Genomic DNA, 16,455 nt, shown 5'->3' with positions numbered 1-16,455 from the left:
AAATGCCAGCTTCCACATACCATAGAGAAATTTTGGTTTATGCCGATTGGGAACCCTTGGGAGAGCCTCAATTCATGGGGGTATTGAGCTCTGATCGGGTACGGGGCAATGAAGTATTTTCATTTAGTTATCATCAAAACTGGCTGAGCAACCCGTATGCTCAGGTGATTGATCCTGACCTACAGCTTTTTGCAGGCCGGCAATACCTAGCAGAAGGTACTAAACCCAACTTTGGGGTATTTACAGATTCGTCACCGGATCGTTGGGGGCGCGTATTAATGCGCAGGAAGGAGGCGGCTATCGCCAGACAGGAGAAAAGGCCTTTCCAAACGCTCTTTGAAACGGATTATTTACTAGGGGTGTATGATGAGCATAGGATGGGAGCTTTGCGATTTAAGCTGTTAGATGATGGCCCTTTTTTAAGCGATGATAGAAATCTGGCATCTCCTCCATGGACTTCCATTCGACAATTAGAAGAGATCAGCTTAAAACTGGAAGAGGATGATGCGGTTGATGACCCTGATTATCTTAATTGGTTAAATATGCTGATAGCACCTGGTTCTTCCTTGGGGGGTGCCAGACCTAAGGCTAGTGTAGTCGATCCAAATGGACATTTGTGGATAGCTAAATTCCCCAGTAAATATGATGATGAGAATACGGGTGCATGGGAATGGGTAACCTATCAATTAGCAATTGAATCAGGGATCAACATGGCAGAAGCTCAGGCCAGAACATTTTCATCGCAGCATCATACATTCTTGGCCAAGAGGTTCGACAGAACAGGTCAGGGACAGAGACTGCACTTTGCTTCCGCCATGACTATGTTGGGGTATGCAGACGGGGCATCTCACCAAGAAGGGGTTAGCTACCTTGAATTGGTAGATTTTATTACTGCTTCAGGGGCAAAGGTTAAAGAAGATCTGGCGGAATTATGGAGAAGGATTGTTTTTAGTATTTGTGTTTCCAATACTGACGATCATCTGAGAAATCATGGTTTTATGTTGACAAATTCTGGCTGGATTTTATCTCCGGCCTATGATATCAACCCAGTAGAAACGGGCACCGGACTAAAATTGAACATCACTGAATACGATAATGCCCTAGATCTGGATTTGGCTATGGAAGTGATCCCTTATTTTAGGCTGAAGGAGAATGAGGCCAAGAAAATTATTGATCAAATCAAAGGGGCAGTAAGTAATTGGCGACTAAGGGCTGAAGAAATTGGCATATCGAGAAATGAAATTGAATTAAAGGCTAACGCCTTTAGGTTAGTGAACTAATAAAAATCATTGAGCAATATTTACTAAAGTTTCTGTTCCTTATTTTACTTCCTAAGAAACTCCCTTGGCTTGATAATCTTTAGCTAGTGATACAATGACCTCATCTACATGCTTTACAAAAGGGCAGTGATTGCAGATAAACATAATCACCGTTGCTTTGTCTGACTTCAGTTCGTCTAGACTCACCGTTTTACCGGAAACAGCATCAGGAAGTTTGAAATCGGGTGCCTGAGTGCCCAGCGGTAGCATATTTGAAGGAGTACGTGCCATGGGTTAGTTAATTGGGTAATTGGTTGATTAATTAATGGTCTGTTATACCAAATAGTTCGGATTTATATTCAAACATCAGATAAGACTGGTTCCCTAATTACTCTTATCCAAGTCCAAATCTTCGGGGTAGACAATATATTTTGAGGTTTCATTTTCCTTTTTCCAGACCCTCATTGATAGACCTGCTGACTTACCTTTCGAAGTGATTACTTTATCATCAACTAAGCCTAGTGATTTAATCTTTTGGTCAAAATCAGACTTAGAGATCCCAAGCTTCTTGGAAAGCTTTGTTGCAGATAGCTTGCCAGTAGGTAGGTTGTCTTCAATAATTACCCCATTCTCTTTTTTAAACTCTGGTTTCGAGATTCTAAACAAATGTGGCAACTCTTTGAATGGGTCGACTCCAATTTTAGTTTTACCTAAGAGCTTTCTTGAAATTAAATCTGCAGTATCCGTTGCTATTTCACCTAAACTCTCAATAGGGTTTCCAATGATTCCCTTATTATTATAGCCAATCTTAACTCCAAATTCAATATTATGAAGTATAGAATGAGAGTATAGATTCATGCTAGTTATAAGTATATCGAAATCATTTACATAAACTTTCGCATGAAGATTTTCATTGGATCTAATTTCAATATTGGGTAGTTCACAAAATAATTTCTGACTTTTTAGAGCGAAGTCTTTTTCCTGTACTGACCTACACAAAACCTTAACTTTCCAGTTACTTGAGTCTATTCGCTTTCTTAGGGCGTATTCAAATCTCTGATTAAGGTTTATATATGGTGTAAATAACCACAATTCCTTTTTTGACTCAATAATTAGTTTCTCTAGTTCATTCACTAGTTCATTTTGTGTGAAAAAGAAAACATCATCCCTTGCCATTCTAATACTTTTAGGTTTAAAATAACTCAAGCATAAATTAGCACTTTTGTCAGGTGAATCCTTTTACGTGCTCACTACTAATGTCAATTTAATTCCCTCACACCAAATAGTTCATCGCTGCACCGGCAAATGTTAGGGCTAGGAAGAAGCCTAGCATATCGGTAATAGTGGTTAGAATTGGACCTGAGGCTAAGGCAGGGTCGGTATTCATCTTCTTTAAGAAGAGAGGAATTGTACCCCCAATACTAACTGCGACAACGGTGTTAATTGCTAAAGCTCCTCCAACTACCAGGCCGAGATAAGCATTGCCCATGTAAATGTAAGCCGCTATACCAATCAAAATACCGAGCACGGTTCCGTTAATTAGTCCCACTTTAACTTCTTGCCAGAGTACACGAGCTAGTTCATAAGGCTTTACCAAGCCCAGCGAAAGCTCTCGCAAACTCACTGCTACGGCCTGATTTCCTGAGCAGCCACTCATGTCTGAGATTACTGGAAGGAAAACAGCTAATGCAATTACTTCTTCCAAAGTATCTTGATAAAAGGCGATAACACTGGCAGCTATAATATTGAGTAAGATGTTTACCGAAAGCCACGAAAGTCTCCTTTTCGACCTCAGCAAAACAGGCATAGAACGCAGCTCTTCACCACCAACAATACCTTGGGTTTCTAGTAATTCTAAGTTCGATCTTTCAGATTCGGCCTCTCTTAGATCTTTCCTAAGTACTATTCCTAAAAGCTGATCTTCACCATCTACAATGGGCACGCCAAAAAAGTCGTACTTATCGAAGAAGCTAATGAGGTCTTCCAAGCTTGCTTCAGGAGGCATAGAAAAGGCATTTCTAATCACAATGCTAGAAAGCTTGGTATTAGGGCGAGAGAGCAGTAAATCTCTCATTTGAAGCACACCTGCAAACCTGTTGTTATTAGTTACATAGATGTATTGCACATGATAGTCTTCATATTCTTCGGCTTTTTCTTGCAGGTGCTTAACGGTTTGTCCAACCGTCATGTCAGACTCAAAGGCCAGATACTCAGTGACCATTAACCCACCAGCAGACTCAGGATCATACTGAATCAGTCGCCTTACGTTTTCCGCTTCTGCCGGAAGCATTTCATCCAGGATGGCCTCCGCATCTGTAGAATCTAGCTCGGCAAGAATATCTACTTGGTCGTCACTATAAAGCTCATTTAGGATGGAAGCTGCTGTTTCAACTTCTGCGTTTTCAATGGCTTCAACTGCCTGGTTCTGTGGGATTCTCTCAAGGAGAGTGGCGGCATCTTCAGGGCTCAAAAGGTTGATTAAGGAGGCCTGGTCATCTTTTGAAAACCTATTGTAGGCATACACCAAGTCTTCAGTTTTTAGACGCTCTATTAAGTCGTGTAAGGCTGCTTCATTCTTGTCTTTAATGAGACCTAACAAATCTTCTAAAAGTGTCGCTTCCTTTTCCATCCTTCGTATTATTTTTTTCGCTTCCTGCTTTTTGTCTCGATTCTATGAGTCAAAAAAGCACATCCCTTTCAACCTAATGATTATTTGTTAACTCCTATGTGCATAATAGCATCGCCCTGATGCACAATTGGATTGTTGTTGAGCCCGATGACATAGCCGTTTGCGGGACTCTTAACTTTATGCTTGAACGAACCAAATGGCTCCGCTACGTAGCCGATGATTTGATTCTTTTCTATTAGCTCTCCCGATTTTACTTGAGATAAAAAGATACCTGAGTATTTAGCCCTTACCCAAGAGGAATGATATATAACTTGTGTTTTGTGCAGAGGTTCAGGAGCTCTTTCGCGCATGCCTAAATGTTTCATTACTCGCATAGCACCATTAACTCCTACCTGAATGGCATGTTCATCGAATCGGGTAGATTCACCTCCTTCGTATACCAAAATGTGCTTACCCATTCTAGCGGCTGTTTGCCTTAACGATTTTGATCTAAATGGTGAATTCAGAATAAATGGAGGCTCAAATGCTTCTGCAATCGCTCTGTTCTTAGGGTCCTTCATTACACACCTAATCTGCGGATAGTTAGTCCTTTCAGCACCACCTGTATGAAAATCTATACCCACATCTATTTTAGGAATGATGTTATTAGTGAGGTAATGGGCAACTCTGGCGGCCAAAGAGCCATTCTTGTTTCCAGGAAATGAGCGGTTTACGTCTTTTCCATCGGGCACGTATCGGCTAAAGTTGATGAAGCCAAACATGTTGATGATGGGGATGCAGATTACTGTTCCGATTTTAGGCTTGTGCTGATCTTTTTCAATGATTCGCCTTACAATTTCTACTCCATTTATCTCATCTCCATGAAGCCCACCGCTGAGCAATAAAGTTGGGCCATCTTCTACGGCTCGGGCTACAGTAATTTTCAAATTGATATCTGAATGGGAAGGTAAACGTGCAATATTCACATTGATTACTGCTTCTTCGCCAGGCATAACTGGCTTCCCGCTTATGATAAATGGTGCTCTCAATATTTATGGTAATAGTTCGGGATAAATCTACGCACAAAGCGCGAATGCGCTTAGTCCAATTTAACATTTCCTGCCTTTAGCTACTCGCAAACCATTGCATAGAGCGATTGAACTAGCAAGGAAAGGGGGAGTAGGTCAGATGTTTAATAGCTGTTTTTATCTGCTTGAAAATTTATTTGAAGATGGGGGTGGGGTTATTCCAAGTGAGCCGGATTTAAAGACAAACCCAGCGGTCTTAATGGCTTAATTTCTGTTGATTATGAGGAAAAACCGACCAAAGAAGGAGCGTTTATGCTAATTCTTAGTTACTCAGTTAACAATAATAAATGCGGTAAGATCTGTGGGTTTTAGTCAAAGTAGAACTAAAACTTATGTGGATGAGAAAGAAATGGATAATAATGCTTTTGGCCAGCGCATCAATGTTTGCTTGTCAGCAAGAAGGTGAAGATCTTGATCTAGATAGTGATTTTTCAGAGGTGATCAGCTTACCAGATGAGCCCTACAACTACTCCAATATAGACTTGCCAGCTCATTTTGTAACTAATGAGGTTAGAGCGATTGATAATACTCCTGTCGATAATCTGGTAACAGACGCTGGTGCTACCTTAGGGAGAGTGCTTTTTTATGATAAGGCTTTGAGTGCAAATAATACTGTAAGCTGTGCGTCTTGTCATGTTCAGTCTAGCGGATTTTCGGATAATAGAACCTTAAGTCTAGGCTTTGAAGGTGGAGAAACAGGAAGAAACAGCATGGGCTTAGCCAATGCGAGGTTCTATGATAACGGCCATTTTTTCTGGGACGAAAGAGCTGGTAGTTTGGAAGAACAAGTTTTGATGCCTATTCAAGATGAAGTAGAAATGGGACTGACTTTAGATGAACTGGTTTCGAAAATTCAAGATCAGACATTTTATGAGCCTCTTTTCCTGGAGGCTTTTGGAAGCGAATCGGTAACCACCGGCCGAGTTGCCAATGCGCTCGCTCAATTTGTTCGCTCCATGGTGTCATATCAATCTCAGTTTGACGAAGGTTTGGTCGCTGTAAATGGCAATGAAGAGATTGACTTTCCAAACTTTACGGAATTAGAAAACCTGGGCAAAGACCTTTTCTTTAGTGGGAGAACACAGTGTTCTGCTTGCCATGAAACAGTTACGTTTAGCGGAGATGAAGCACGTAACAACGGCCTAGATGCAATGAATATTGATTTAGGCTTGGGCGCTGTTACTGGCATTGTGCGCGACAATGGAAAGTTTAAAGTTAACTCTCTCAGGAACATTGCACTCACTGCTCCTTATATGCATGATGGAAGGTTTGAAACTTTAGAGGAGGTCCTCGGGTTTTATGACCGTGGAATTCAAGACAATCCCAACCTAGACCAAAGATTAAGGGTCAATAATGGTAATGTAAGGCGAATGAATTTGAACCCTCAAGAAAGAGCTGCTCTTGTAGCGTTTCTTAGAACACTTACTGATGTAGAATTTATCACTGATGTGAAGTTTTCAGATCCATTTAATGAAGAATGAATTTATAGTTAAATACTATATATTTTGGTTGAAGAATGAGGGCTCATAAGGAGTCCTCATCGTTTTTTGAGCATAAAAAAAGCCACGTCCGAAGTACGAACATGGCTCTGTATATCTGTGAAATAGGCTGCTATTCTGCAGAACCTTCTTCCTCTTCTTTCTTCTTAGAAGACTTTCTCTTTTTCTTGATCTTGATAGTCAGCTCTGTGGCATCTTTCGTGTGATCTGCCAAAAGTGTATCGCCTTCATTGATATCTCCTTTCAGAATCTCTTCAGCAATTTGGTCTTCCAAATATTTCTGAATGGCCCTGTTCAAAGGCCTTGCACCATACTGCGGGTCGAAACCTTTGTCTGCCAAGAAGTCTTTTGCAGCTTCAGTCAACTTAATTTCGTAACCCATTGCTTCAATTCTGCTCAATAGCTTCTTCAAAGAGATATCGATAATCTTATGAATATCTTCTCTAGAAAGTGAATTGAAGATGATTACATCATCAAGTCTGTTAAGGAACTCAGGGCTGAAGGTTTTCTTCAAGGCCTTCTGAATGGTGTCCTTAATCATAGCATCCTCATTGTCACGCTTCAGCTGTGTTGAGAACCCGATTCCTGTTCCGAAATCTTTCAGATCTCTTACACCAATATTTGAAGTCATGATAATGATGGTGTTTCTGAAGTCTACTCTTCTTCCAAGGCCATCGGTCAAAATACCATCATCCAAAACTTGGAGAAGTATGTTGAATACATCTGGGTGAGCTTTTTCAATCTCATCAAGAAGCACTACAGAGTAAGGCTTGCGTCTTACTTTTTCAGTAAGCTGACCGCCCTCTTCGTAACCAACATAGCCTGGAGGCGCTCCAACCAATCTCGATACCGAGAATTTCTCCATGTACTCACTCATATCAATTCTCACTAAAGAATCTTCTTTGTCGAATAGATAAGTAGCAAGCACTTTGGCTAATTCAGTTTTACCAACACCAGTCGGTCCAAGGAACACAAATGTTCCAATTGGCTTAGCTGGGTCTTTCAAACCAACTCTAGTTCGTTGAATGGCTTTGGTAAGTTTCTTAATCGCCTCTTCTTGGCCAATCACTTTACCGCTCAATTGCTCAGACATGCCTACCAACTTGGCTTGCTCTTTCTGAGCAACGCGTTTAGTAGGAATACCCGTCATCATAGCAATTACCTCAGCAACATTGTCTTCATCGACAACATATCGCTTCGATTTGCTTTCTTCTTCCCAACGAGCTTTCGCTTTGTCTAGCTGATCGATTAGCTTCTTCTCTTTATCTCTAAGTTGTGCAGCCTCTTCATACTTCTGACTCTTCACAACTCTGTTCTTTTCTTTCTTAATGTCCTCGATAGACTCTTCGAGCTTCACAATTTCTTCAGGAACGTGAATGTTGTTGATGTGAACTCTGGCTCCAGCCTCATCCAGAACATCAATAGCCTTATCTGGTAAGAATCTATCAGATATATATCTGTCAGATAAAGAAACACACGCTTTGATGGCCTCCTCAGTGTAATTTACATGGTGGTGGTCCTCATAACGCTCCTTAATGTTATCGAGAATCTGAATAGTTTCCTCAGGAGTGGTAGGGTCTACCATTACCTGCTGAAACCTTCTGGCCAAAGCACCATCTTTCTCAATGTACTGACGATACTCATCTAGGGTAGTAGCACCAATACATTGAATTTCGCCCCTAGCTAATGCTGGTTTGAACATATTAGAGGCGTCTAAAGAGCCTGATGCTCCGCCTGCTCCAACAATGGTGTGTAGCTCATCAATAAAGAGAATCACTTCTGGAGATTTTTCTAGCTCGTTCATTACGGCCTTCATTCTCTCTTCAAACTGACCTCTGTATTTTGTTCCTGCTACAAGCGAAGCTAAATCAAGAGTTACTACTCTCTTATTGAAGAGAACTCTAGATACCTTCTTCTGAATGATTCTCAGGGCAAGACCTTCAGCAATGGCTGACTTACCTACACCTGGTTCACCGATTAGAATAGGGTTGTTTTTCTTTCTTCTCGAAAGAATTTGGCCCACTCTCTCAATTTCTTTTTCACGACCTACAATTGGGTCGAGTTTATCTTCTTCTGCATACTTGGTAAGGTCTCTACCAAAGTTATCTAGTACAGGAGTTCTAGATTTCTCTGAACCTTTACCAGAAGATCTTTCAGAAGAACCTCCTCCAGAACCACCGCTGCTGAACATTCTTGAAGAATCATCATCAGGGTCTTCTGTATCTGAAGAAGCTATTGGGTTGTCAGTCTGATATTCCAACATTTCTTTCACTACTTCATAATTCACATCGAATTTCTCAAGAATCTGAGTGGCAATATTGTCTTCATCTCTTAAGATTGAAAGCAATAGGTGCTCAGTTCCGATTAATTGACTTTTGAAAATTTTAGCTTCTAGGTAAGTGATTTTCAAGACCTTTTCAGATTGTCTTGTCAGTGGAATGTTGGCCAAGTTTTTAACATTATGATTGGCCGTTCCTTTTGTAGCACGCTCAACTGCTTCTCTCAACTCCTCTAAAGAAGTTCCGAGTTTCTTGAGTATGCTCACTGCTACTCCTTCACCCTCACGTATCATCCCCAAAAGCAAGTGCTCTGTTCCTATATAGTCGTGGCCTAAGCGCAAGGCTTCTTCCCGACTCAAGGAGATCACTTCCTTTACTCTATTAGAAAATTTTGCTTCCATTTAACGCCTTTCTATTGGTCTAATGTTTGGCTATTAAACCTCAAATCAATATAACAAGATAAGCCCGAGATTTAATAGAAAACGCTTTCAAAAACCTATTGTTTCTTAGAATACACCTGATTTCTTTAAAACCACTAGGGAATCGGGTCCCATGCAAAACAATAAATCCAGAATGCTCATGTTAGGTACAAAGTCTTTGCCAAAAACCTGATAGTACGTTTCTGGCCGAAACCATGCCAGCTGTTCAGTTTCCTTTTTAGGATGAATAACCGACCTGTAATCAAAAATGTCTTTTGCTGGAGTTAAATCATACTTTTCAGTAAAATTTAATTTGTTCTGCAGCCCGAGCATTTTAAGACATAATGTCAGAAGCCTCTGATTTAGTTCAAAAATGGTTTCTGAGGGTTTGAATAATTCTTGGTGAATATAATCGGAATAGTAGTCAAAGAAGGGTGCCTTTCCATAGGCCGATTGAATGGACCGCCAATGATTGTTCACCCATTTTTGCCTATGGTCTATTCTCATTTTTTGAATTGGCAACCCACTATTGGCCAAGTAAAGTGGAACCGAAAGACGCTGAATGTTATTCGCTCCCAAAATCTCACACCTATTGCGGTAAGTCTGTTTTTCAAAACTCTCATGTGCCTCAATCCATACCTGTTCGGAATGTACTAAAAGAGTAAAATATGCCACTGATGGCAGGTATTGAGATTCAATCAGAATATCCATTACATGTAGGCTTCAATGTCTCCCAAACCTTCGCGAAGTACTTCAAAGTAATCGCCAGAACAGTCCACGACCGTAGAAGGCACATTACCGCCATATCCACCATCAATGACAATATCCACTAGATTTTCATACTTCTCGTAGATCAATTCAGGATCAGTAGAATATTCGATCACCTCATCTTCATCTCTAATTGAAGTGGTAATAATTGGTTTGCCGAGCCTCCTTACTAACTCTCTGGGGATATTGTTGTCTGGCACCCTAATACCAACGGTTTTTTTCTTAGCGTTCAAGGTTTTAGGAATGTTGCTATTAGCCTCCAAAATAAAAGTAAACGGCCCCGGGAGCGCCTTTTTCATCACCTTAAAAACAGGAGTATTCAGGTGTTTTGTGTATTCTGAGATTTCGCTCAGGTCATAGCAGATAATTGAAAGCGAATTCGGCTTAGTGTTTTTAATCTGGCAAACCCGCTGAACAGCTTTGGAATTACTAAAATCACAACCAATACCATATACAGTATCGGTAGGGTAGATGATTACACCTCCATCTTCCAGAACCTTTACAATTTGGTCTAGTTTATGTGATTCAGGGTTTTCCGGATACAGTCTTATGTACTCTGCAGACATGAATTCTAAATAAAACCGAAGTTAGGACAAATTCACTATTTTTGTGCCCTTATGAAGAAAAGAAAGCGTTTTGTGCTGGGTATGGTCATCTTTTCTGTGTTGTTGACCTCGTTTTCATTTTATTTCTATCAACTCTTTTACGGAGCTAATATTCTTACTGAATCTGAGCCTAGAGAGATTTTGGTAGACTATGATGATAACTTTGATTCGCTAAGAAACTACTTATATAATGAAGGGGTAATTGAAGATGCTCTTTCATTCAGTTTTGTTGCGAAGGTCCTAAAATACCCAGACCTTATTAAGCCCGGTGTTTACCGTTTGGAGTCTCAAATGACAAACCTTGAGGCTATTAGAAAACTTAGATCTGGTGATCAGACTCCGGTAAACATCACTTTCAATAATGTAAGGTTTAAAACCGATTTGACCGAGAAAATCACAACAGGTATCGGCCTTAAATCTGAGGAATTCGAGGCCCTGTTGAACGATGATGATTTTCTGGAAAAGTATGGTTTCAACAGTGACAATGTCATGGCTATGTTCATACCGAACACCTACGAAGTGTATTGGACAGTTTCTGCAGAATCACTTTTCGAAAGAATGAATAAGGAATACACTTCATTTTGGACCCCTGAAAGAAAGGCCAAAGCGGAGGAAATTGGTTTGACACCAGTAGAAGTATCCGCCTTGGCTTCCATTGTTCAAGACGAGAGCATAAAAAGTGAGGAAAAGCCCACAATCGCAGGACTGTACATCAACAGGCTAAATAAGAATATGCTGTTACAGGCAGATCCCACAGTAAAATATGCTCTTGGTGACTTCACAATTCAAAGAATCCTAACTGCAGATACCAAAGTGGATAGCCCTTATAATACATACCGTTACAGAGGGCTGCCTCCTGGGCCAATCAACCTGCCGTCAATAAGTTCTTTGAATGCAGTTCTCAATTATGAAGACCATTCTTATATTTATATGTGCGCCAAAGAGGACTTTTCTGGTTTTCACCGTTTTGCCAAAACTTTGTCAGAACACAACCGAAATGCACGGCTTTTTCAACAAGCCTTGAACAACAGAAGAATTTACAGATAGTATGTATGTAGCCGAAACTCAAGTTCGAGTTAGATATGCTGAAACCGATCAGATGGGGTATGCATATTATGGCAACTATGCTACCTATTATGAGGTAGGTAGGGTTGAAGCGCTGCGTCAGCTGGGTTTTCAGTATAAGGAGATGGAAGAAAATGGCATTATGATGCCTGTTACTGACCTGAAGTGTAAGTTTCTTAAGCCTGCCAGATATGATGAGCTTATAACTATTCGCGTAATCATCAAAGCCCTTCCTTCGGTAAGGATGTATTTCTACTATGAAGTTTTAGATGCTGATGGTAATAAGCTGAATGAAGGCGAGACAACATTAGTGTTTGTCAATATGTCTAGCAATAGACCTTGTAAAGCCCCAGAGTATCTGCTTGAGAAGCTGAGCCCTTATTTTGAATGAAGCATCGAATAATCAAATATGTAACGAGTCACCCTATCTTTTTAAGATTAGTGTCTTTTCTGCAGAAGATTAAGCTGGGAAAAGAAAAGGTAGGGCTATATGATGCAACGGTCATTTTTATTCAAAAGATAGGTGACGATGAAATTCTAGGTAGAGCAAATGCAGTAGCCTTTAGTTTTACAATGGCTATTTTCCCTGCTATAATATTTCTCTTCACTTTGGTGCCATACATTCAGATGTTCTTCCCCGATATCACAAATGAAGAGATAATTGGGTTCATGGAGAATTTGCTGCCTGCCAACCTTTACGCTGCTGCAGATACAACCATTCATGACATCATTAACAAACAAAGAGGGGGCTTACTTTCTTTTGGTTTTATTCTTACGCTCATACTCTCTACCAATGGTATGAGTTCGCTAATGGATGCTTTCAATGCGTGTTATAAGACGAAAGAAACGCGTGGGTTTCTGAAAATGCGTTTTATAGCCACTATGCTCATTGTTATTCTATCGCTCTCAGTGATAGTGTCTATAGCGCTATTGGTGGTGGGGCAGCAATTATTGCAGGATAATAAGGTAAGAGAATTCATTCAGGATGTTATTTCTTTAGATCTAATCATTGTTTTACGGTTTGTAGTACTGTATTTGGTTTTCCAGATAGCAATTTCATTTATTTATTATTTCGCACCAGCAGTTCATGAGCGCTGGCATTTTTTTAGTGCTGGTTCTATTTTTTCTACTCTGGCTTGTTTGGCTGCTTTCTTCGGTTTTTCATTCTATATCAACAATTTCGGCACATATAATAAGCTTTATGGGTCCATCGGGGCGCTAATTGTGCTCATGCTTTTGTTATTCATTCTGTCGCTTATTTTGCTAGTGGGCTTCGAGATGAATGCTGCTTTGGATAAGGCCAAATTCGAAAAATTAAAAACTGAAGATAATATTTGAGCGAACTTGCTTGCAAATAAAAAAGTTACACTTACCTTTGCAATCCCAAACGGGAGATCACATCCAGAGGAGTGGCAGAGTGGTCGAATGCGGCGGTCTTGAAAACCGTTGTACCGCGAGGTACCGGGGGTTCGAATCCCTCCTCCTCTGCAATATCTGGTCCGTTCGTCTAGGGGTTAGGACGCCAGGTTTTCATCCTGGTAACAGGGGTTCGATTCCCCTACGGACTACGAAAAGCTCAGCAGTTTTGCTGGGCTTTTTTCGTTTATAGCTTTTTCAAAGCTTGTCTTTCTTCAATCGATTGCATGTGATTCGGGCTGATTGACTCTGCTACATCTAAGGGAATAGAGTAATTTTGGCTATACTTAACCAACTATGGCAACTGAGATTAAGAAAATTGGAGTCCTAACCAGTGGGGGAGATGCCCCAGGAATGAATGCCGCGGTTAGAGCTGTTGTTAGAGCTTCTATCTATTACGGAATCGATGTTTTTGGAATTTATAAAGGCTATGATGGCCTAATTAACGGAAACATGGAGCAGCTGTATGTAAGGTCAGTTTCAAATATCTTAAGCCGTGGAGGTACTTTCTTGCTTTCGGCTAGAAGCAAGGAGTTTAGAACGAAGGAAGGCCGAGCTAAGGCCTACGAAAACTTCAAAGCTAACGGCTTAGATGCTCTAGTGGTGATTGGTGGAGACGGTTCATTTACTGGTGCAGATATCTTCAGTCAAGAGTTTGATGTGCCGGTTATCGGTATTCCAGGTACAATTGACAACGACCTTTCTGGAACAGATTTTACCATTGGTTACGATACTGCCTGCAATACAGCCAGAGAAGCCATTGATAAAATTAGAGACACTGCTTCTTCACATGAGAGGCTTTTCTTTGTAGAGGTGATGGGCCGAGATGCTGGGTTTATTGCACTCAATTCTGCTATTGGTGGGGGTGCTGTGGCCATGATTGTTCCTGAGCATAACTGGAGTATTGATGCTTTAATTAGTAGGTTGAAGAAAGGTGCGGCCAACCAGAAGGCTTCCAATGTTGTGATAGTTGCTGAAGGCTGTCACTTAGGTAGTTCTTATGATATTGCTGAAAAGGTAAAAGAACATATTCCGCATTATGATATACGAGTAAGTGTTCTTGGGCACTTGCAACGTGGAGGTTCTCCAACTACTCTTGATAGAGTATTGGCCAGTAGAATGGGTGTCGCGGCCGTTGAGGGGCTTCGAGAAGGTCAATCTAAAGTAATGGTTGGGGTAATTAACAATAAGATTTCCTACACTCCGATTGGCGAGGCTATTAAGACTATTAAGCGATTGGATGATGATGAATTTAGAATAGCTAAAATTCTTTCAATCTAAGTTTTTTGGTCAATCTCCAGCGCCTCAAATAGTAGGGCACTCATTTTATCGAACTCTATTTCTTGAGGCTTCTTAAAGATCTTTGTTCTTACATACTTTCTTTTTCCAGTTTCCAAATAACCATCATGAGATAGTAGGTGACCTTGAATAAAACCGAACTGAACACCTTTAAAAGTTCCTCCCCATGGAACTGAACCTGGCCAAATGAAGCAGATGTTCCTTTTCAACCTAAAGAACGGAACATTATAACTTAGTTTTTCCTGAACTTCAGGAATACAATCATAAACTAGATTTCTAAGCACTTTGACTAGTTGCAGTTCTTCGTCTGGTATAAACTCAAAAAGATCGTCTAAGTCCTGAAAACCGATAGGCTGAAAACGGTTCATGGTTTAGCTATTAGCATCGTAGGCCTTTTGTAGCCATTCCTGAACTCCTTCTAGGTCTTCGAGTTGAGTAGCTTTTACTCTATGAGAAACCATTGAGTTCCAACTGCCCGCTGCTTCTACTTTTCCTTCGGGTTCCACACCCTTCAGGTTCAATCCAATATCTACTCTAGTTTTGGTGCTTGGCTGTAATAAAGCGAATTGCTTCCTTGGTGTGCGTAAACTGATATAAGTCTTTTTATAAGAGAATTCAACATCACCATCTATCGCTTCAAACATGGCTTTGGCTTTTTTGAATACCGGCATCATGTCCTCTTTTCCCTTAAGTAATTCATCATCTAAAGAGTCTTCAGATGAAGTCTTTGGAGCCATTAGTTCTGGCTTCAGGTATAGTTGAGCGATAGTGTTGGCGAAACCATGACTTACCCCATGGTCGCCTTTTAACACTTTCATGAGCTCTCCGTGCTTTTTAAAACCGGTAGCTTTTAAAGCAATGTGCCATTCTTCTAAAGACTTTCCAGTTTTTTCTGGCATGTTACTAATCATAGTTTTTAGTATTTCTTCTGGTGTGGCCATAGTGCTCTAATATTTGGATTGAATTTGAAGATAGTGAAGTGGTGTGCAACTCTCCACTTTCAGTGAGAAAATTAACTATCTTTCAAGCGTGAGAGTGCCATACTTAGATTTAAAAATCATACATGAATCGCTTCAAACGGAGCTTCAGACTATTTATTCGCAGGTAATAGATGAGTCTTATTTTGTCTATGGCAAGCAGGTGACTGAGTTTGAAAATCTTTTCTCAAATAAGCTCGGTATAAAATACTGTTACTCCACTGGCAACTGCACCGATGCACTTTTTATAGTGCTAAAGATGCTTGGGGTTGGTCCCGATGACGAGGTGATTGTTCCCGCTATGACATGGATAACAGATGCTGAAGTGGTTTCTAATTTGGGTGCTAAACCAGTTTTTGTAGATGTAGATTCAACAACTTATTGCTTAGATCCGAAGGCATTTGAACAAGCAATAACTCCACGCACAAAGGCTGTAATTCCTGTGCATCTTTATGGCCAATTGGCTGATATGGAGGCTATTTCGGAAATAGCAACTAGGCATAATTTTAAAGTGGTAGAAGATTGTGCTCAGGCACACTTTGCTAGTCATAAAGGAAGGTTTGCCGGTAGCTTTGGTGATGCCGCGGTTTTCAGTTTTTATCCCACCAAGAACTTAGGAGCACTTGGCGATGCTGGTGCTCTTGTTACCGACAATAAGGAACTTTATAAGGCCTGTAGAAAAATGGCCAACCATGGAGCTGCAGATAAGCACACGCATGAATTTCCTGGAATGAATAGCAGAATGGATACGCTTCAGGCAGCTGTACTTTCTTTAAAATTGAATTTCATTGACGAATGGAATGGGCAGAGAAACGAAATTGCTAAGAAGTACTCGGAGTCTTTGTCGGGCTGTGGCGATCTAGTTCTACCGAAAACAGCTGGGGGTAACAATCACGTTTTTCACATTTATAATGTGTTGACTTCAAGAAGAGATGAGTTGAAAAGCTTTCTCAATGAAAATGGCATTCAAACCCAAATTCACTACCCGAAGGCTCTTCCTTTTACTAAGGCTTATTTAGACTTCGGCCTTGAACCAACAGATTTTCCTGTTTCATTTAAACTTCAAGAAGAGGGACTTTCATTACCGATTTTCCCCGGAATGACTGATGATCAGCAGGAGTATGTGATTGATAAGGTAAGAACTTTTTTCGCTCGTTAATGAAATCTGCGAGC

General features: G+C 40.6%; 16 protein-coding genes and 2 tRNA genes. 9 read left to right on the top strand and 9 right to left on the bottom strand.

Going from position 1 to position 16,455, the window contains the following annotated elements; genetic code table 11:
• Positions 1-2 precede the first annotated feature (2 nt).
• Positions 3-1,280, top strand: coding sequence for a type II toxin-antitoxin system HipA family toxin (locus tag AWW68_RS00720; RefSeq protein WP_068215538.1), 1,278 nt, complete (start codon positions 3-5; stop codon positions 1,278-1,280).
• Between the two features lie 51 nt (positions 1,281-1,331).
• Here the strand turns inward: AWW68_RS00720 and AWW68_RS00715 are convergent, their stop codons facing one another.
• The 4 genes from AWW68_RS00715 to AWW68_RS00700 all read right to left on the bottom strand — a co-directional run bounded on the left by AWW68_RS00715 (position 1,332) and on the right by AWW68_RS00700 (position 4,916).
• Positions 1,332-1,550 (bottom strand): redoxin domain-containing protein, encoded by a 219-nt coding sequence (locus AWW68_RS00715; RefSeq protein ID WP_084375525.1) that lies wholly within the window; start codon positions 1,548-1,550, stop codon positions 1,332-1,334.
• A gap of 93 nt (positions 1,551-1,643) precedes the next feature.
• Entirely contained in the window at positions 1,644-2,435 is a 792-nt protein-coding gene (locus AWW68_RS00710; protein ID WP_068215537.1) for a phospholipase D-like domain-containing protein, read from the bottom strand.
• A gap of 97 nt (positions 2,436-2,532) precedes the next feature.
• Entirely contained in the window at positions 2,533-3,888 is a 1,356-nt protein-coding gene (gene mgtE / locus AWW68_RS00705) for a magnesium transporter (RefSeq protein ID WP_068215536.1), read from the bottom strand.
• An 80-nt stretch (positions 3,889-3,968) separates the two neighbouring features.
• Positions 3,969-4,916 (bottom strand): succinylglutamate desuccinylase/aspartoacylase family protein, encoded by a 948-nt coding sequence (locus AWW68_RS00700; RefSeq protein WP_317038742.1) that lies wholly within the window; start codon positions 4,914-4,916, stop codon positions 3,969-3,971.
• A gap of 377 nt (positions 4,917-5,293) precedes the next feature.
• On the opposite strand from AWW68_RS00700, the gene AWW68_RS00695 reads away from it, so the two are divergent.
• A complete protein-coding gene (locus tag AWW68_RS00695) occupies positions 5,294-6,436 on the top strand; it encodes a cytochrome-c peroxidase (RefSeq protein ID WP_068218380.1) in 1,143 nt (380 codons plus the stop codon).
• A 130-nt stretch (positions 6,437-6,566) separates the two neighbouring features.
• Here AWW68_RS00695 and AWW68_RS00690 read toward each other — a convergent pair whose 3' ends face one another.
• From AWW68_RS00690 to AWW68_RS00680, 3 genes are all read right to left on the bottom strand, one after another.
• The gene (locus AWW68_RS00690) at positions 6,567-9,134 is read right to left on the bottom strand and encodes an ATP-dependent Clp protease ATP-binding subunit (RefSeq protein WP_068215532.1); all 2,568 of its coding nucleotides are present in this window, start codon (positions 9,132-9,134) and stop codon (positions 6,567-6,569) included.
• A 105-nt stretch (positions 9,135-9,239) separates the two neighbouring features.
• Complete coding sequence (locus tag AWW68_RS00685) at positions 9,240-9,863, bottom strand: WbqC family protein (RefSeq protein WP_068215530.1); 624 nt, start codon at positions 9,861-9,863, stop codon at positions 9,240-9,242.
• Entirely contained in the window at positions 9,863-10,486 is a 624-nt protein-coding gene (locus tag AWW68_RS00680) for an L-threonylcarbamoyladenylate synthase (protein WP_068215528.1), read from the bottom strand. Before AWW68_RS00680 ends, AWW68_RS00685 begins: the two co-directional genes overlap by 1 nt.
• Before the next feature lie 51 nt (positions 10,487-10,537).
• Between AWW68_RS00680 and mltG the strand changes: the two genes are divergently transcribed.
• From mltG to pfkA, 6 genes are all read left to right on the top strand, one after another.
• Positions 10,538-11,572: an endolytic transglycosylase MltG gene (gene mltG, locus AWW68_RS00675; protein ID WP_068215527.1), complete on the top strand. Its 1,035-nt coding sequence runs from the start codon at positions 10,538-10,540 to the stop codon at positions 11,570-11,572.
• A 1-nt stretch (position 11,573) separates the two neighbouring features.
• Positions 11,574-11,981, top strand: a complete 408-nt coding sequence (locus AWW68_RS00670; protein WP_068215525.1) for an acyl-CoA thioesterase — start codon at positions 11,574-11,576, stop codon at positions 11,979-11,981.
• Positions 11,978-12,928, top strand: a complete 951-nt coding sequence (locus tag AWW68_RS00665) for a YihY/virulence factor BrkB family protein (protein ID WP_068215524.1) — start codon at positions 11,978-11,980, stop codon at positions 12,926-12,928. Before AWW68_RS00670 ends, AWW68_RS00665 begins: the two co-directional genes overlap by 4 nt.
• Positions 12,929-12,993: 65 nt before the next feature.
• Positions 12,994-13,078: transfer RNA gene (locus AWW68_RS00660), tRNA-Ser, on the top strand.
• An 8-nt stretch (positions 13,079-13,086) separates the two neighbouring features.
• Positions 13,087-13,158, top strand: a tRNA-Glu gene (locus AWW68_RS00655).
• 145 nt (positions 13,159-13,303) lie between these two features.
• Positions 13,304-14,287, top strand: a complete 984-nt coding sequence (gene pfkA / locus AWW68_RS00650; protein WP_068215522.1) for a 6-phosphofructokinase — start codon at positions 13,304-13,306, stop codon at positions 14,285-14,287.
• On the opposite strand, the gene AWW68_RS00645 is transcribed toward pfkA, so the two are convergent.
• Together AWW68_RS00645 and AWW68_RS00640 are read right to left on the bottom strand one after the other, a co-directional pair.
• Positions 14,284-14,673 (bottom strand): DUF1801 domain-containing protein, encoded by a 390-nt coding sequence (locus AWW68_RS00645; RefSeq protein WP_068215521.1) that lies wholly within the window; start codon positions 14,671-14,673, stop codon positions 14,284-14,286. The two genes, pfkA and AWW68_RS00645, sit on opposite strands and share 4 nt — an antisense overlap.
• Positions 14,674-14,676: 3 nt before the next feature.
• Positions 14,677-15,246, bottom strand: a complete 570-nt coding sequence (locus AWW68_RS00640; protein ID WP_068215519.1) for a DUF4287 domain-containing protein — start codon at positions 15,244-15,246, stop codon at positions 14,677-14,679.
• A gap of 94 nt (positions 15,247-15,340) precedes the next feature.
• Between AWW68_RS00640 and AWW68_RS00635 the strand changes: the two genes are divergently transcribed.
• A complete protein-coding gene (locus AWW68_RS00635; protein WP_157717465.1) occupies positions 15,341-16,441 on the top strand; it encodes a DegT/DnrJ/EryC1/StrS family aminotransferase in 1,101 nt (366 codons plus the stop codon).
• The last annotated feature ends 14 nt before the right edge of the window (positions 16,442-16,455 follow it).

The organism is Roseivirga spongicola, assembly GCF_001592965.1.
In the GTDB taxonomy this organism is placed as follows: domain Bacteria; phylum Bacteroidota; class Bacteroidia; order Cytophagales; family Cyclobacteriaceae; genus Roseivirga; species Roseivirga spongicola.
Note: the sequence above shows the minus strand (reverse complement) of the source record. Positions and strands in the feature narration are given on the sequence as shown.

Bases quoted from the DNA above. Each gene is read 5' to 3' on its own strand.
- AWW68_RS00720 (WP_068215538.1), top strand. From the start codon at position 3: ATGCCAGCTTCCACATACCATAGAGAAATTTTGGTTTATGCCGATTGG.
- AWW68_RS00715 (WP_084375525.1), bottom strand. From the start codon at position 1,550: ATGGCACGTACTCCTTCAAATATGCTACCGCTGGGCACTCAGGCACCC.
- AWW68_RS00710 (WP_068215537.1), bottom strand. From the start codon at position 2,435: ATGGCAAGGGATGATGTTTTCTTTTTCACACAAAATGAACTAGTGAAT.
- mgtE (WP_068215536.1), bottom strand. From the start codon at position 3,888: ATGGAAAAGGAAGCGACACTTTTAGAAGATTTGTTAGGTCTCATTAAA.
- AWW68_RS00695 (WP_068218380.1), top strand. From the start codon at position 5,294: ATGAGAAAGAAATGGATAATAATGCTTTTGGCCAGCGCATCAATGTTT.
- AWW68_RS00690 (WP_068215532.1), bottom strand. From the start codon at position 9,134: ATGGAAGCAAAATTTTCTAATAGAGTAAAGGAAGTGATCTCCTTGAGT.
- AWW68_RS00685 (WP_068215530.1), bottom strand. From the start codon at position 9,863: ATGGATATTCTGATTGAATCTCAATACCTGCCATCAGTGGCATATTTT.
- AWW68_RS00680 (WP_068215528.1), bottom strand. From the start codon at position 10,486: ATGTCTGCAGAGTACATAAGACTGTATCCGGAAAACCCTGAATCACAT.
- mltG (WP_068215527.1), top strand. From the start codon at position 10,538: ATGAAGAAAAGAAAGCGTTTTGTGCTGGGTATGGTCATCTTTTCTGTG.
- AWW68_RS00670 (WP_068215525.1), top strand. From the start codon at position 11,574: ATGTATGTAGCCGAAACTCAAGTTCGAGTTAGATATGCTGAAACCGAT.
- AWW68_RS00665 (WP_068215524.1), top strand. From the start codon at position 11,978: ATGAAGCATCGAATAATCAAATATGTAACGAGTCACCCTATCTTTTTA.
- pfkA (WP_068215522.1), top strand. From the start codon at position 13,304: ATGGCAACTGAGATTAAGAAAATTGGAGTCCTAACCAGTGGGGGAGAT.
- AWW68_RS00645 (WP_068215521.1), bottom strand. From the start codon at position 14,673: ATGAACCGTTTTCAGCCTATCGGTTTTCAGGACTTAGACGATCTTTTT.
- AWW68_RS00640 (WP_068215519.1), bottom strand. From the start codon at position 15,246: ATGGCCACACCAGAAGAAATACTAAAAACTATGATTAGTAACATGCCA.